Source organism: Streptomyces sp. NPDC048248 (genome assembly GCF_043201875.1).
Lineage (GTDB): Bacteria > Actinomycetota > Actinomycetes > Streptomycetales > Streptomycetaceae > Streptomyces.
On the sequence record NZ_JBICZL010000020.1, the window covers coordinates 65,693 to 81,813 of the forward strand.

The following is a 16,121-nucleotide window of genomic DNA, read 5'->3' on the forward strand; positions in this document are numbered from 1 at the left end:
TTTGATGAGGTCTTTACCTGTTCGTGTGGACCCTGTCACACCTGAGCGTGAACGCGCGCGTTGGTGCACTGACGGCTGGCCTTTTGTCTGGTATGAGGCCAACCACCCCGGTTTCCGACGCCCGTTGACGCGGCCGGAGCGGCAGATCAGCGGTGACTGTCCGCCCGGCGCCGGTCCACGAAGCGTGACCGGTCGCCGATCGCGGTGGCGCCGTGGATGCCCGCCGGGACCCGTTCGCGCTCCTCCTCGGCCTCCTGCGCGGCCTCCGCGTCGGTCTCCGTGGGCACCTCCGCCGCCGGCCCGCCGACGACCCTGCGGTAGCGCGGCGGAACCATCCGCTCCGCCCAGCGCGGCGCCCGCGGCGTGAACCGCGGCAGCAAGAGCAGCACCAGACCGACCGCGCTCAGCAGCACGATGCCCAGGACGATCCACATGCTGGCGTTGTTCACCGAATAGGCGACCGCGCCGAAGGCGATCAGTGCCGACCAGAAGTACATGATCAGCACGGCACGGCTGTGCGAGTGGCCGATCTCCAGCAGCCGGTGGTGGAGATGGCCGCGGTCGGCCGCGAACGGCGACTGGCCCTTCCAGGTCCGGCGCACGATCGCCAGGATGAGGTCGGCGACCGGCACCGCGATGACGGTCAGCGGCAGCAGCAGCGGGATGTAGACCGGCACCATCGCGTGAGTCGCCTCACGCAGACCGCCCGCCTTCAGGTTGAGCAGGTCCGGGTCCACCTGGCCGGTGACCGAGACGGCACCCGCGGCCATCACCAGACCGATCAGCATCGAGCCCGAGTCGCCCATGAAGATCCGCGCGGGATGCATGTTGTGCGGCAGGAAGCCCAGGCACATGCCCATCAGAACGACCGAGAACAGTGTTGCGGGCGCGGCCGCCTCGATGCCGTAGCCGAACCACATCCGGTACGCGTACATGAAGAAGGCCGCGGCGGCGATGCACACCATGCCGGACGCCAGGCCGTCCAGGCCGTCGACGAAGTTGACCGCGTTGATCGTGATCACGACCAGCGCGACGGTCAGCAGCGTGCCCTGCATGGGGGTGAGCGAGACCGTGCCGACGCCGGGGATCGGGATCCACAGGATCGTCAGGCCCTGGAGGACCATCACACCCGCGGCGATCATCTGGCCGCCGAGCTTGACCAGCGCGTCCACGCCCCACTTGTCGTCCAGTACGCCGAGAATCCAGATCAGCGCGGCGCCGGAGAGCAGCGCCCGTGGCTCGTTGGAGTTCTCGAAGACGCTCTTGAGGTTCGTCAGATGCGAGGCGACCAGCAGCCCCGCGCACAGCCCGCCGAACATCGCGATACCGCCGAGCCGCGGTGTCGGCTCGCGGTGTACGTCACGCGCACGGATCTCCGGCATCGCCCCGGCCGCGATCGCGAACTTCCGCACCGGGCCGGTCAGCAGGTAGGTCACCGCGGCCGTGACGCACAGCGTCAGCAGGTATTCACGCACGGGCTGCCCCATTGGTATAGCTGGCCATCACAGCCACACACCCTATGCGTGTCAGCCCCCTGGCCGTGAATACAGGAAGAGACGCACGCCGTCAGCGGATGGTTCCGGCCTCATCCCTGATCGGGATAAGGGGGGAATCCATGGACCAAAGCGACGGCCTCCGAGCGGCCCGGTCCCTCTTCGCGCAGCGCCGCGCCGATCAGCGCGGCGATCCGCCGCATCTCGGGCGCGCCCATCCCCTGCGTCGTCACCGCCGCCGTGCCCAGCCGGATGCCCGTCCTGCGGGCGGCGGGGTCGAGCGGGGCGTCGGGGCACGGCAGCGCGCAGGTGTCCAGCACGATCCCGGCGGCGGCCAGCCGGCCCCTGGCCGTGCGCGCGTCCAGCCCCAGCGGTGCGGTGTCGGCGGTGATCAGGTGTGTGTCGGTGCCGCCGGTGGTGATCGTCAGTCCCTGGCCGGCCAGCTCTTCAGCGAGGACGCGGGCATTGGCGGTCACCTGATGGGCGTACTCGCCGAACGCGGGCGTGGCGGCCTCCCCGAAGGCGACGGCCTTGGCGGCCACCGCGTTCATCTGGGCGCCCCCCTGGGTGAAGGGGAACACCGCCCGGTCGATGCGCTCCGCCAGCCGGGAACCGCAGAGGATCATCCCGCCACGGGGCCCACGCAGCACCTTGTGGGTGGTGGCGCAGACCACATGCGCGTACGGGACGGGGCTGGGCGCCGCTCCCCCGGCGACCAGCCCGATCGGGTGCGCCACATCCGCGATCAGGTAGGCGCCGGTCTCGTCGGCGATATCGCGGAACGCGGCGTAGTCCATGTGCCGGGGATAGGAGATCGAGCCGCAGACGATCGCCTTGGGCCGGCGTTCCCTGGCCAGGGCGCGGATCGCGTCGTAGTCCAGGAGACCGGTCTCCTCGTCCAGGCCGTATCCGACGAAGTCGAACCAGCGGCCCGAGAAATTGGCCGGTGAGCCGTGCGTGAGGTGGCCGCCGTGCGGGAGGGACATGGCCAGGACGGTGTCTCCGGGGCGCAGCAGGGCGGCGTAGGCGGCCAGTACGGCCGAAGACCCCGAGTGGGCCTGGACGTTGGCGTGTTCGGCGCCGAACAGGGCCTTGGCGCGTTCGACGGCGATCCGCTCGGCGAGGTCGACGAGTTCACAGCCGCCGTGGTGCCGCGCGCCCGGATACCCCTCGGCGTACTTGTTGGCCAGCGGGGAGCCGAGGGCCGCGAGCACGGCGGGCGAGGTGAAGTTCTCCGCGGCGATCAGCTGCAGCCCGTCACCCTGCCGGGCGCCCTCCCCGAGCAGGACACCGGCAATCTCCGGGTCCTGGCGCAGCAGGGAGGCGAAGTCGGGAGCGCCGGCCGGGACGGTGCCCTCACGGGCCGCGGCCCGCGCCCGGTCCTCGATCGTCTCGGACGCACCGGCGCCGGCGGGAGGCTCGGCGGCCTGCACACGGCCGGCCTGGTTCTGGCTGCGGGGTGACGCGGTGGTGGCGGGCATGGCGTGCTCCGGGCCTCGTACGGGGACGTAGTCCCAATGTAGGCGCGGCGGGGCGATCGGGCGCGGTGTGTGGAGCGGTCGGGCGGTGTCCCCGTCTCAGGCGCGCGCGGGGACCCCGGTGAGGGCCGTGACGACCGGGTCGAGCGCCTGGTTGATCTCGTCGCCGATGGAGCGGAAGAAGGTGATGGGGGCGCCGTAGGGGTCGTAGACCTCGTCGGACTCCGGATTGGGCGCCAGCAGCCAGCCGCGCAGCGCGGCGGCGGCACCGACCAGCGCACGGGCGCGCTCCACCAGCCCGCCGCCCGGCAGCGCCAGGTCGGGCTCGGGCAGCGTGGCGGGGTCTATGGCCCGCACCAGCCGGTTGAATTCCTTGAGCGTGAAGGTACGCAGCCCCGCGGAGTGGCCCATCGAGATGACCTGTGCGCGGTGGTCGCGGGTCGCGGTGAGCACCAGGTCGGCGCGGATGACGTGCTCGTCGAGCAGTTCGCGGCCGATGAAGCCGGCCGGGTCCGCGCCGTAGTCGGCGAGCACCGTGGCGGCGTGGGCCTCCATCGGGGCGCCTTCATGGCCCCAGGTACCGGCGCTCTCCACCAGCAGTCCGCCACTGCGGGACTCGCCGAGCCGCAGCTCCAGGGCATGGCGGTGCAGCCGCTCGGTGATCGGCGAGCGGCAGACGTTGCCGGTGCTGACGTGGAGGATCCGAAACGGCGGTGCAGGGGGAAGGAAGGTCTCGTCGCCCTGTCCCGCTATGCCACGCCCCAGGGGCGCCATCAATTGGCCACCTCGAGCTCGGGTACGACCTTGCGCAGCTCGTCCGCGCTGATCGCGCCCTCGCGCAGCAGCACCGGAACCGCACCGGTGACGTCGACGATCGAGGACGGTACGGCGGCGGGCGTCGGACCGCCGTCGAGGTAGACGGAGACCGAGTCGCCGAGCATCTCCTGGGCTGCGTCGCAGTCCTGCGGGGAGGGGTGGCCGGTGAGGTTGGCGCTGGAGACGGCCATCGGGCCGAACTCGGTGAGCAGCTCGATCGCCACGGGGTGCAGCGGCATCCGCACCGCGACCGTGCCGCGGGTCTCGCCCAGGTCCCAGGTCAGCGACGGCTGGTGGTTGGTGACGAGGGTCAGCGCGCCGGGCCAGAAGGCGTCGACCAGCTCCCATGCCTGCTCGGAGAAGTCGGTGACCAGGCCGTGCAGGGTGTTCGGGGATCCGACCAGGACCGGGGACGGCATCCCCCGGCCGCGGCCCTTGGCCTCCAGCAGGTCGCCCACGGCCTCGGCGCTGAAGGCGTCCGCGCCGATGCCGTAGACGGTGTCGGTCGGCAGCACGACCAGCTCGCCGCGGCGTACGGCCGACGCGGCCTCGCGCAGACCGGTCGCGCGGTCGGTCGCGTCGCTGCAGTCGTATCGCCGTGCCATTTAACGGACCTCCTCGTGCGGAACGGATACTTCAGGCGTCGTGGCGGTACGCGTCATGGCGTCGCCCGGCGCGCGGTGGCGAAACGGGGCCGGTTGTTGAGGTCGGGGTGGTCGGCCGCGTCGGCCCAGCCCCGTTCCTCGGTGAAGATCCACGGCACCTGGCCGCCCTGGGTGTCGGCGTGCTCGATGACGACGATGCCGCCGGGCCGCAGCAGGCGGTGGGCCGTCCGCTCGATGCCACGGATGGTGTCCAGGCCGTCCTCGCCCGAGAACAGCGCGAGCTCCGGGTCGTGATCGCGTGCCTCGGGTGCGACGTACTCCCACTCCGTCAGCGGGATGTACGGCGGGTTGGAGACGACCAGGTCGACCTGCCCGTCCAGTTCGGGAAGCGCGGTCAGCGCGTCACCCTGGTGAAGAACGACGCGGGACCCCTCGACGTTCTTGCGGGCGTACTGCAAAGCTTCCTCGGACAGCTCCACGGCGTGCACCCGCGAGCGCGGGACCTCCTGTGCGAGCGCGAGGGCGATGGCCCCGGAGCCGGTGCACAGGTCGACGATCAACGGCTCGACGACGTCCATGGCGCGCACCGCGTCTATCGCCCAGCCGACCACCGACTCGGTCTCCGGCCGGGGGACGAACACCCCTGGCCCGACGTGGAGTTCGAGGTAGCGGAAGAAGGCGCGGCCGGTGATGTGCTGGAGTGGTTCGCGGGCCTCGCGACGGGCGATCGCTTCCCAGTAACGGGCGTCGAAGTCCGTGTCGGGGACGGCGTGCAGCTGGCTCCGCTTGACGCCGTGCACATGCGCGGCGAGCTCCTCGGCGTCGAAACGCGGTGAGGGCACGCCGGCGTCGGCCAGCCGCTGGGTGGCCTGGGCCACCTCGGCGAGCAGCAGATTCACGGGCTTCCTCCAGCCGGTACGTACAGCGTCTTACTGGGCGGCGGCGAGCTTGGCGGCCGAGTCGGCGTCCACGCATGCCTGGATGACCGGGTCGAGCTCCCCGTCGAGCACCTGGTCCAAGTTGTACGCCTTGAAACCGACCCGGTGGTCCGAGATGCGGTTTTCGGGGAAGTTGTACGTACGGATGCGCTCCGAGCGGTCGACCGTTCGGACCTGGCTGCGCCGGGCGTCCGACGCCTCCTTCTCCGCCTCTTCCTGCGCCGCGGCCAGCAGCCGCGAGCGCAGGATACGCATGGCCTGCTCCTTGTTCTGGAGCTGGCTCTTCTCGTTCTGGCAGGAGACGACGATGCCGGTGGGCAGGTGGGTGATGCGTACCGCGGAGTCGGTGGTGTTGACGGACTGGCCGCCGGGACCCGAGGAGCGGTAGACGTCGATGCGCAGGTCGTTGGGGCCGATCTCGACCTCGACCTCCTCGGCCTCCGGCGTGACGAGCACGCCGGCCGCGGAGGTGTGGATGCGGCCCTGCGACTCGGTCGCGGGCACCCGCTGCACGCGGTGCACCCCGCCCTCGTACTTCAGCCGCGCCCAGACACCCTGGCCGGGCTCGGTGGCGCCGTTGCCGCCCTTGGTCTTCACGGCGACCTGGACGTCCTTGTAGCCGCCGAGGTCGGACTCGTTGGCCTCCAGGATCTCCGTCTTCCAGCCGGCCCGCTCGGCGTAGCGCAGATACATCCGCAGCAGGTCGCCGGCGAACAGCGCGGACTCCTCGCCGCCCTCGCCGGCCTTGACCTCGAGGATGACGTCCTTGTCGTCGCTGGGGTCGCGGGGGACCAGCAGCAGCCGCAGCTTCTCGGTCAGCTCGTCGCGCCGGGCGTCGAGCTCCTTGACCTCATCGGCGAAGTCCGGGTCGTCCGCGGCGAGTTCGCGCGCGGTCTCCATGTCGTCGCCGGTCTGCTTCCAGGAACGGTAGGTCGCGATGATCGGGGTCAACTCGAAGTAGCGCTTGTTCAGCCGCTTGGCCTCGCGCTGGTCGGCGTGGACCGCGGGGTCGGCCAGCCGCTTCTCGAGATCGGCGTGCTCGCCGATCAGTTCCTCGACCGCCTCGAACATCGTGGGGTTCCCTCTGCTGGCTGACTGTGTCTTCCCGGGGGAGGTCAGATGCGCGGCGATGCCGCGAACCCCCGGACCCCCGCCCGGAGGGCAGGGGGCCTGGACGACAAAACGCCGGTCCGGTCACCCCTGAGCAGGGGCGACCGGAGACCGGCGCCTTGCGGGTCGCTACTTCTTGGCGGCTGCGCCCTTGCCGAAGCGGGCCTCGAAGCGGGCCACGCGGCCGCCCGTGTCCATGATCTTCTGCTTGCCCGTGTAGAACGGGTGGCACTCGGAGCAGATGTCGGCGCGGATGCTGCCGCCGCCAACGGTGCTACGGGTGGTGAACGACGCGCCGCAGGTGCAGCTGACCTGGGTCTCGACGTACTCCGGGTGGATGTCGCGCTTCAAGGGGTTCTCCTAGGTTCGGGAGTGCTCCGGGTCGTGTCGCGGGTTGCGTCACGTGAACCGGGGCCGACGGTCCAGTCTGCCAGGACTCGCCGTATCTCCCAAAACCGGGGTACACGCGCAACTATTCCCCCGCGCCGGTCCGCGGCCCGTGCGGGCCCCGGACCGGCGCGTTCGGCTACTTCACGTAGGCGTCCGTGCCGCCCTTGTCACCGGCCGAGTCCTTGATCGCGGACTTCGGGATGGACTTGTCGTGCCGCAGCGCGTCCCAGACCTGCTTGCTCTGCTTGGTCAGCGGCAGCACCCGGTCGGGGTCGGCGGTGTCGTAGGTGACCGGCAGCGTCACCATGTCGATGTTCTCCGACCCGATCCCGGACAGGCCCTTGGCCAGCCCGCTCAGCTCGCTGACGGAGTTGAGCTCGGTGTCGGTGGTGACCGCCTTCGTGGCCGTGTCGGCGACGTCGTACAGCTTGGTGGGGTTGCTGAGCACCCCGACCTCCTTGACCTGCTTCATCAGCGCCTTGATGAAGGCCTGCTGGAGCTGGATGCGGCCGAGGTCGCTGCCGTCGCCCCCGGGGACTCCGTGCCGGGTCCGGACCAGGCCCAGGGCGTCCTCACCGTTGAGGGTGTGCTTGCCGGGCCGCAGGTGCAGGTGGCTGTTGTCGTCGTTGATCGCCTTGGTGGTGGTGATGCCCACCCCGCCCAGCGCGTTGATGAGCTTCTTGAAGCCGGTGAAGTCGACCTCGACGAAGTGGTCCATGCGGATCCCGCTCATCGACTCGACGGTCTTGACGGCACACGCCGGGCCACCGACCTCGTAGGCGGTGTTGAACATGGCCCGCTGCGCGCCGGGGACGTCCTTGCCGTCCTTGACGCAGTCGGGCCGCTTGATCATGGTGTCGCGCGGGACGCTGACGACGCTGGCCTTCTTGTGGCCCTTGTAGACGTGCAGGATCATGGCCGTGTCGGAGCGTGCGCCGCCCTCGTCCTTGCCGTACTGCCCGTTCTTGCCCGCCCGGGAGTCGGATCCCATGACGAGGATGTCCATCGAACCGTTGTCGACGTTGTCCGGCCGGTCCTTGCCGAGGGCGGCGTTGATGTCGACGCCCTTCAGGTTGCCGTTGAGTTTGAAGTAGACGTATCCGAGGCCGGCTCCGCCGAGCAGTGCGACGCTGACCAGCGCACACAGCGTGATCGTCAGCACTCGGCGGCGTCGGGTCGGCCCCTTGCGCCGGCGGCCCGTGGCACGTATGCCGCGGGCCCGGCTCTCGGCCGTCTTCGCGGTCCCGTTGCTGTCCGCCATCTGCTCCTCAGTCCTCGTTCTCTCGACTGCCCCTCGCCATCACCGTGCTCCGTGCATCACGGGTTGTTGCTTGTCCAGACGGGAGGTAGACGGGAAGCGTTGCACAGGGACCTGGGTGGGTTTTCGCGGCGCGGGACCGTCGACGCCCCGACGCAGAAGCGGACTCACATCCTCCTCACCAGGGATTTCGCCGATTTCCGCGGCGCGGCCCGAACCGGTGGATGGCACCCCGATCTGTGCCGAAGGTCTCAGCCGCGAAAGGCCGTGCATGCGGTATGGGCGGCACAGGTCACACCCCGCGGGCCACCCGGTGAACGGTCGTGCACACAGCACGGAGCCCTCCTCACCGCGAGGGTGAGGAGGGCTCCGTGTGCGTCACCAGGGGCGTCAGTCGTTGCCGTTGCCGCCCATGCCCGGCGTCGTCTTCTGGATCTGGAGCAGGAACTCCGCGTTGGACTTCGTCTGCTTCATCTTGTCCAGCAGCAGCTCGATGGCCTGCTGCTGGTCCAGTGCGTGCAGCACCCGGCGCAGCTTCCAGACGACGGAGAGCTCGTCGCTGCCCATAAGGATCTCTTCCTTACGGGTACCGGACGCGTCGACGTCCACCGCGGGGAAGATGCGCTTGTCGGCGAGCTTGCGGTCGAGCTTGAGCTCCAGGTTGCCGGTGCCCTTGAACTCCTCGAAGATCACCTCGTCCATCCGCGAGCCGGTGTCGACCAGCGCGGTGGCCAGGATGGTCAGCGAACCGCCGTCCTCGATGTTGCGCGCGGCACCGAAGAAGCGCTTCGGCGGGTACAGCGCGGTCGAGTCGACACCACCGGACAGGATGCGGCCGGAGGCGGGCGCCGCGAGGTTGTACGCGCGGCCCAGACGGGTGATGGAGTCCAGCAGGACGACCACGTCGTGACCCAGCTCGACGAGACGCTTGGCGCGCTCGATGGCCAGCTCGGCGACGGTGGTGTGGTCCTCGGCCGGACGGTCGAAGGTCGAGGAGATGACCTCGCCCTTGACCGACCGCTGCATGTCGGTGACCTCTTCGGGCCGCTCGTCGACGAGGACGACCATCAGGTGGCACTCGGGGTTGTTGCGGGTGATCGCGTTGGCGACCGCCTGCATGATCATGGTCTTGCCGGTCTTCGGCGGGGCCACGATCAGACCACGCTGGCCCTTGCCGATGGGCGCGACCAGGTCGATGATGCGGGTCGTCAGGCCGCCCGACTCACCCTCCAGGCGCAGTCGCTCCTGCGGGTAAAGGGGCGTCAGCTTGCCGAACTCGGCCCGGTTGCGGCCCTGTTCGGGGGCAACGCTGTTGACGGTGTCGAGACGCACCAGCGCGTTGAACTTCTCGCGCCGCTCGCCGTCCTTGGGCTGACGGACCGCACCGGTGACGTGGTCACCCTTGCGCAGGCCGTTCTTGCGGACCTGGGCGAGGGAGACGTACACGTCGTTCGGGCCGGGCAGGTAGCCGGAGGTACGGATGAACGCGTAGTTGTCGAGGATGTCGAGGATGCCCGCGACGGGGATCAGGACATCGTCCTCGGAGACCTGCGGCTCGTTGCCGAAGTCCTCGCGTCCCCCACGGCGGCCGCGGCGGTCGCGGTAGCGGCCGCGGCGGCCGCGGCGGCCGCCCTCGAAGTCGTCGTCGTCCTCGGCACGGCGGTTGTCGCGCTGGCGGTTGCCGCCCTGGCCCTGGCCGCCGTCACCGGCGTCGTTCTTACGGCGGTCGCCGCGGTCGCGCTGGCCACGCTGGCCGCGCTCCTGACGGTCGCCGCGGTCACCGCGCTCCTGGCGGTCCCCGCGGTCGCCCTTCTGGCCCCGCTCCTGGCGGTCGCCGCGGTCCTGGCGGTCGCCGCCCTTGTGCGGACGGCCGTCGGCGGTGTCCTGCCCGGGGGCCGCGGTGTCGGTCTTGGCCTCCGTCTTGACGGCGCCGGCGTCGGCCTTGGCCTCGGTCGCGACGTCACCGGAGGCGGCGTCGGGGCTGCCCGCGGCGGCGGTGGCCCGGCGCCGACGGCGCTCGCCGGCCGGCTGCTCGTCGCTGACCGGCTGGCCCGGGATGTCGATCTGCTGCTGGTCGCCGGACTTCTCGGCGGCCTTGTCGGCCTTGGTGGCCTTGGCAGCGGGCCGCTCGGCGGTGTCGTCGCCGGTGCGGGCCTTGGAGGTGGTGCGGCGCTTCGGCTTGGTCTCGGAGTCAGCGGGCGCGTCGGCCTTGGCCGCGGAGCCGGAGCCCCCGGCCTGCTTCTCCTTGATGACCTCGATCAGCTGGCTCTTGCGCATCCGCGCGGTGCCCTTGATGCCGAGGCCGGAGGCAACCTGCTGGAGCTCTGCCAGGACCATGCCGTCAAGGCCGGTGCCCGAACGGCGTCGCCGCGAGGCAGGGGCTGTGGCAGCACCGGTGGCAGGCGCGGCGGGAGCGTCCGTGGCGGGCGCGGTGGCACTGCCATCGGTGCGCACGCCCATCAGATCGGTGGTGTCGCTCACGAAGGGTCCTTCCCTGGAGCGGGCGTCGGCCTGTCTGGCTCGGCGACCGGTTGTGCTGTCCGGCTGTGGTCCTTGGTCTGACGGACCGGGGCCGGGGCGGTGGTCCCGCCGGATACGGCGGAAAGATCAGTGCTGGTTCCGGCGTGAAGAGATGCAGAGTGACTCATGTCGTCACGCCGATTCCGGAGCGTGCTCACTTCTGCTCAGGCCATTGCTCCAAGCAGTTTGGGAGGCTCCCGGAAGAAAGTGGTCCCGATGGGGGACACGAAGCACCGCGCCACTCAGGCGTCGAGTACTGACTTGAGGTTAACACTACCGGATCCAACAAACATTCCCCCTCTCGAAGACCGGCAATCGTCGATCACCCGGCGAGCGGCAGTACGCAGGTACCTGCCGCGTCGAGGGTCAGTCGATTGGCCGCCCACCCCTCTCCCGCCAGTGCCGCGACCTTGTCGGCCGCTGCTTCCTCGACCAGCGCGAGCACCGTCGGGCCCGCACCGGAGATGACTGCGGGGACGCCGTCCGAGCGCAGTCGGTTCACCAGGCTCACGCTCTCCGGCATCGCGGGGGCGCGGTACTCCTGGTGAAGTCGGTCCTCGGTCGCGGCGAGCAGCAGCTCGGGGCGCCTGGCCAGGGCCTCGACGAGCAATGCCGCGCGACCGGCGTTGGCCGCGGCGTCCACATGCGGGACGGTGCGCGGCAGCAGTCCACGGGCGGTCTCGGTCAGCACCGGCTTCCCGGGCACGAAGACCACCGGAACGATGGAATCAGCGGGATCCATCCGGATGGCGCGGGCGGTGCCGGTGTCCATCCAGGCGAGGGTGAATCCGCCCATCAGGCAGGCGGCGACGTTGTCGGGGTGGCCCTCGATCTCGGTGGCCAGCTCCAGCAGCGCGGCGTCGTCGAGCTTCTGCTCGCCGCCTATCGTCACGGCGCGGGCGGCGACGATGCCGGCGCAGATGGCGGCCGATGAGGACCCCAGGCCGCGGCCGTGCGGGATCCGGTTGGCGCAGACGATCTCCAGGCCGCGCGGCTGTCCGCCGAGCAGCTCGAAGGCGGTGCGCAGGGAGCGCACGAGCAGGTGGCTCTCGTCGCGCGGGAGGGTCTCGGCCCCCTCACCTGCGATGTCGACGTGCAGACCGGAGTCGGCGACGCGCACCACGACATCGTCGTACAGGCCCAGGGAAAGACCCAGGGCATCAAAGCCGGGACCGAGGTTGGCGCTGGTAGCGGGGGTGCGCACCCGGACGGCGGCGGCGCGGAACGCGGGACCGGCCATCGCTCGATGACTCTCCTTGATTGATGCTGCGGTACTGCCCCGGAGCACCGCGGCACCGAGGTGCCCGGCCGGCTCATGGGGTCTGTTCTGACCTGCCCTGCACACCACTGCGTTATGCCGTGGGGAGGGGAGTTGGCTGCCAGCCTATCGAAGGAAGGTTCTGTGGCGACATAGGGCGCACAGGAGGCGCACGATGCGTGTCGCGCGCCATCCCATGCCCCGAGGCCGTCTTTGCAGCCTTTGCAGTCTTTGCTGGCTTTGCTCACTGCGCCGCACGGGGGGTGACGGGACGGCGACCGTCCCGCACCCCGTTTCCGTCGCGGCGCACCGGGCGCGCCGGACCGCGCGTGTTACGCGAGGCCGAGACGCTCGGCGGCGGCGTCGGCGTCGATCGGCACCGTGACCGGCTGTGGCGCTCCGGCCACCGCCCAGTCCGGGTCCTTGAGGCCGTTGCCGGTGACCGTGCAGACGATGCGCTGGCCCGGGTCGACCTTGCCCTCCTCGGCGGCCTTGAGCAGACCGGCGACCGAAGCGGCCGAAGCGGGCTCCACGAAGACACCCTCCTGGGCGGCCAGCAGGCGGTACGCCGCAAGGATTTGACGGTCAGTCACGTCATCGATGAAGCCGCCGGACTCGTCCCGCGCCTGCTCGGCGAACGACCAGGAGGCGGGGTTGCCGATGCGGATCGCGGTGGCGATGGTGTGCGGGTCCTTGACGACCTCGCCGCGCACGATCGGCGCGCTGCCGGACGCCTGGAAGCCCCACATGCGCGGGGTGCGCGAGGAGATGCCGTCGGCGGCGTACTCCTTGTAGCCCCGCCAGTACGCCGTGATGTTGCCGGCGTTGCCGACCGGCAGCACGTGGATGTCGGGCGCGTCGCGCAGCATGTCGACGATTTCGAAGGCGGCGGTCTTCTGGCCCTCGATGCGTACCGGGTTAACCGAGTTCACAAGTGCGACCGGGTACTTCTCGGAAAGGCCACGGGCGAGCGTCAGGCAGTCGTCGAAATTGCCGTCGATCTGCAGGATCTTCGCGCCGTGGACCAGCGCCTGGCCCATCTTGCCGAGCGCGATCTTGCCCTGCGGGACGAGCACGGCGCAGACCATGCCGGCGCGTACCGCGTAGGCGGCGGCCGAGGCGGAGGTGTTGCCGGTGGAGGCGCAGATCACCGCCTTGGCGCCCTCCTCCTTCGCGCGGGTGATGGCCATCGTCATCCCGCGGTCCTTGAAGGACCCGGTGGGGTTGGCACCCTCGACCTTGAGGTGCACCTCGCAGCCGGTGCGCTCGGAGAGCACCTGGGCCGGTACGAGGGGCGTGCCGCCCTCCCGGAGGGTGACCGCCTCGGTCGTGTCGCTGACCGGCAGCCGGTCACGGTATTCCTCGATGATTCCGCGCCACTGACTGCTCGCCGTGGTCACAGTGGAATTGGCAGACATGGGTTCCTTTACTCCCCTTCGACCCGCATGATGCTGGCGACACCGCGGACGGTGTCCAGCTCGCGCAGTGCCCCGACGGTCGACGACAGGGCAGCGTCGGCCGCTCGGTGGGTGACGACGACGAGGGATGCCTCGCCGTCCTTGCCCTGCTGACGGACCGTATCGATCGATACGCCGTGTTCGGCGAAGACCGTGGCCACCTGCGCGAGAACGCCGGGCTTGTCGGCCACGTCGAGACTGATGTGATACCGCGTGACGACCTCGCCCATGGGGCTGACCGGCAGCCGCGTGTACGCGGACTCGCCCGGCCCGGTGGCGCCGGCGATCTTGTTGCGGCAGACGGCGACGAGGTCGCCGAGGACGGCGGAGGCGGTCGGCGAGCCGCCCGCGCCCGGTCCGTAGAACATCAGCTGGCCCGCGGCGTCGGACTCGATGAAGACCGCGTTGTATGCCTCGCGCACCGACGCCAGCGGGTGGCTGAGCGGGATCATCGCGGGGTGCACGCGGGCGGTGACGGACGCGCCGTCCGCGGCCCGCTCGCAGATCGCGAGCAGCTTGACCGTGCAGCCCATCCGCTTGGCGGACGCGATGTCGGCGGCGGTGACCTCGGTGATGCCCTCGCGGTGCACGTCGTCGAGGCGCACACGGGTGTGGAAGGCGATACCGGCCAGGATCGCGGCCTTCGCGGCGGCGTCGAATCCCTCGACGTCGGCGGTCGGGTCGGCCTCGGCGTATCCGAGCGCGGTGGCCTCGTCCAGCGCCTCGCTGTAGCCGGCGCCGCTCCCGTCCATCTTGTCGAGGATGAAGTTGGTGGTGCCGTTCACGATGCCGAGGACGCGGTTGACCTTGTCACCGGCCAGCGACTCGCGCAGCGGACGCACCAGCGGGATCGCCCCGGCGACCGCGGCCTCGTAGTAGAGGTCCGCGTCGTGCTGCTGGGCCGCGGCGTGCAGCGCGGCACCGTCCGCGGCCACCAGGGCCTTGTTGGCGGACACCACGCTGGCGCCGTGTTCGAAGGCGGTGGTGATCAGCCCGCGCGCCGGCTCGATGCCGCCGATGACCTCGACGACGACGTCGATGTCGCCGCGTTTGACGAGGGCCGTCGCGTCGGTGGTGACCAGCTCGGCCGGGACGCCGTCGCGCACCTTGTCGGGGCGGCGGACGGCGATGCCGGCCAGCTCCACCGGCGCACCGATGCGTGCGGCGAGGTCATCGGCGTGCGTCGTCATGATGCGCGCCACCTCTGAGCCGACAACACCACAGCCCAGCAGCGCCACCTTCAGCGGACGCGTACGCATCATTCGACCTCTGCTTTTCATCGATCCAGCGGTTTTCATGCTTGCTAATGCACCAGTCTCACGCACCGGAAGGCCATTTCCGTCCGTCGTCCAGATGCCGAGACATTTATTTCATCCGGGGCCGTGCCCCGTGGATCCGGCCCTAGCCGACATCCAACCGCAGGAGATCTTCCTCCGTCTCGCGGCGGACGATCACCCTGGCAGCACCGTCCTTGACCGCCACGACCGGCGGCCGCAGCGCGTGGTTGTAGTTGTTCGCCATGGACCTGCAGTACGCCCCCGTGGCCGGCACCGCGAGCAGGTCCCCCGGCGCCACATCGGCCGGCAGGAACGCGTCGCGCACGACGATGTCGCCGCTCTCGCAGTGCTTGCCGACCACGCGCGAGAGCATCGGCTCGGCGTCGGAGGTACGGGAGGCCAGCGTGACGCTGTATTCCGCGTCGTACAAGGCCGTGCGGATGTTGTCCGACATCCCGCCGTCCACGGACACGTACGTCCGCAGCCCCTCCAGCTCCTTGACCGTCCCCACCTCGTACAGCGTGAAGGCCGTCGGGCCGACGATCGCACGCCCCGGCTCGACCGAAAGGCGCGGGACGGCCAGTCCGGCGGACTCGCACTCCTTGCGGACGATGTGGCCGAGCGCCTTCGCGATCTCGTGCGGCTCACGCGGGTCGTCGTCCGAGGTGTAGGCGATGCCGAGGCCGCCACCGAGGTCGATCTCCGGCAGCTCGACGCCGTGCTCGTCGCGTACCTCGGTCAGCAGCTGCACGACGCGGCGGGCCGACACCTCGAAGCCCGCCATGTCGAAGATCTGCGAGCCGATGTGCGAGTGGATGCCGATGAGCTCCAGGCCGTCCAGCTTCAGCACCCGCCGCACGGCCTCCGCGGCCTGCCCGTCGGCCAGCGCGATACCGAACTTCTGGTCCTCGTGGGCGGTCGCGATGAACTCGTGCGTGTGCGCCTCGACACCGACCGTGACCCGGATCTGCACCCGCTGGCGCTTGCCCAGCCGGTCGGCGATGTGCGCCACCCGCACGATCTCCTGGAAGGAGTCCAGCACGATCCGCCCGACCCCGGCCTCGACGGCCCGGGTGATCTCCGCGGTGCTCTTGTTGTTGCCGTGCAGCGCGATCCGCTCGGCCGGCATCCCCGCCGCGAGCGCGGTGGCCAGCTCACCACCGGAGCAGACGTCGAGATTCAGCCCTTCCTCGTTTAGCCACCGCACGACGGCACGGGAGAGGAACGCCTTGCCCGCGTAGAAGACGTCGGCACCCGGCCCGAAGGCGTCCTTCCAGTCACGGCAGCGCGCCCGGAAGTCGTCCTCGTCGAGGAAGTAGGCCGGCGTGCCGAACTCCTCGGCGAGCGCGGCGACGTCGAGCCCGCCGACGGTCACCGCGCCGTCGGTGTTGCGCCGGACGGTGCGGGACCACACACGCGGGTCGAGAGTGTTGAGGTCGGAGGGCGGACCGGCGTAGTGGCCCTCGGGCAGCACATCGGCGTGACGGGGCCCTGCGGGGTGGGCGGAACGGCTCATGACGG

The 16,121-nt window shown here is 70.4% G+C and carries 13 protein-coding genes; all 13 read right to left on the reverse strand.

Going from position 1 to position 16,121, the window contains the following annotated elements; all coding sequences use genetic code 11:
* Positions 1-146: 146 nt before the first annotated feature.
* Positions 147-1,487 carry an MraY family glycosyltransferase gene (locus ACGFZW_RS32965; protein WP_393896968.1) on the reverse strand — a complete coding sequence of 447 codons (1,341 nt, stop codon included), beginning with the start codon at positions 1,485-1,487 and terminating at the stop codon, positions 147-149.
* 98 nt (positions 1,488-1,585) lie between these two features.
* Positions 1,586-2,974, reverse strand: coding sequence for a serine hydroxymethyltransferase (gene glyA, locus ACGFZW_RS32970; protein WP_393896969.1), 1,389 nt, complete (start codon positions 2,972-2,974; stop codon positions 1,586-1,588).
* 96 nt (positions 2,975-3,070) lie between these two features.
* Positions 3,071-3,748 (reverse strand): protein-tyrosine-phosphatase, encoded by a 678-nt coding sequence (locus ACGFZW_RS32975; RefSeq protein WP_393896970.1) that lies wholly within the window; start codon positions 3,746-3,748, stop codon positions 3,071-3,073.
* The gene (locus ACGFZW_RS32980; protein WP_393896971.1) at positions 3,745-4,392 is read right to left on the reverse strand and encodes an L-threonylcarbamoyladenylate synthase; all 648 of its coding nucleotides are present in this window, start codon (positions 4,390-4,392) and stop codon (positions 3,745-3,747) included. Before ACGFZW_RS32980 ends, ACGFZW_RS32975 begins: the two co-directional genes overlap by 4 nt.
* Before the next feature lie 53 nt (positions 4,393-4,445).
* Complete coding sequence (gene prmC / locus ACGFZW_RS32985; protein WP_393896972.1) at positions 4,446-5,291, reverse strand: peptide chain release factor N(5)-glutamine methyltransferase; 846 nt, start codon at positions 5,289-5,291, stop codon at positions 4,446-4,448.
* 30 nt (positions 5,292-5,321) lie between these two features.
* Positions 5,322-6,401, reverse strand: coding sequence for a peptide chain release factor 1 (gene prfA, locus ACGFZW_RS32990; RefSeq protein WP_393896973.1), 1,080 nt, complete (start codon positions 6,399-6,401; stop codon positions 5,322-5,324).
* 168 nt (positions 6,402-6,569) lie between these two features.
* Complete coding sequence (gene rpmE, locus ACGFZW_RS32995) at positions 6,570-6,791, reverse strand: 50S ribosomal protein L31 (RefSeq protein WP_129250172.1); 222 nt, start codon at positions 6,789-6,791, stop codon at positions 6,570-6,572.
* 175 nt (positions 6,792-6,966) lie between these two features.
* Positions 6,967-8,091, reverse strand: a complete 1,125-nt coding sequence (locus tag ACGFZW_RS33000; protein ID WP_393896974.1) for an LCP family protein — start codon at positions 8,089-8,091, stop codon at positions 6,967-6,969.
* Positions 8,092-8,478: 387 nt separating this feature from the next.
* Positions 8,479-10,569: a transcription termination factor Rho gene (gene rho / locus ACGFZW_RS33005; protein WP_393896975.1), complete on the reverse strand. Its 2,091-nt coding sequence runs from the start codon at positions 10,567-10,569 to the stop codon at positions 8,479-8,481.
* 361 nt (positions 10,570-10,930) lie between these two features.
* Positions 10,931-11,848, reverse strand: coding sequence for a homoserine kinase (thrB, locus tag ACGFZW_RS33010; RefSeq protein WP_393896976.1), 918 nt, complete (start codon positions 11,846-11,848; stop codon positions 10,931-10,933).
* Positions 11,849-12,198: 350 nt separating this feature from the next.
* Entirely contained in the window at positions 12,199-13,284 is a 1,086-nt protein-coding gene (gene thrC, locus ACGFZW_RS33015) for a threonine synthase (RefSeq protein ID WP_393896977.1), read from the reverse strand.
* 8 nt (positions 13,285-13,292) lie between these two features.
* A complete protein-coding gene (locus ACGFZW_RS33020; RefSeq protein WP_393896978.1) occupies positions 13,293-14,585 on the reverse strand; it encodes a homoserine dehydrogenase in 1,293 nt (430 codons plus the stop codon).
* A gap of 139 nt (positions 14,586-14,724) precedes the next feature.
* Positions 14,725-16,116 carry a diaminopimelate decarboxylase gene (lysA, locus tag ACGFZW_RS33025; RefSeq protein ID WP_393896979.1) on the reverse strand — a complete coding sequence of 464 codons (1,392 nt, stop codon included), beginning with the start codon at positions 16,114-16,116 and terminating at the stop codon, positions 14,725-14,727.
* Positions 16,117-16,121 lie beyond the last annotated feature (5 nt).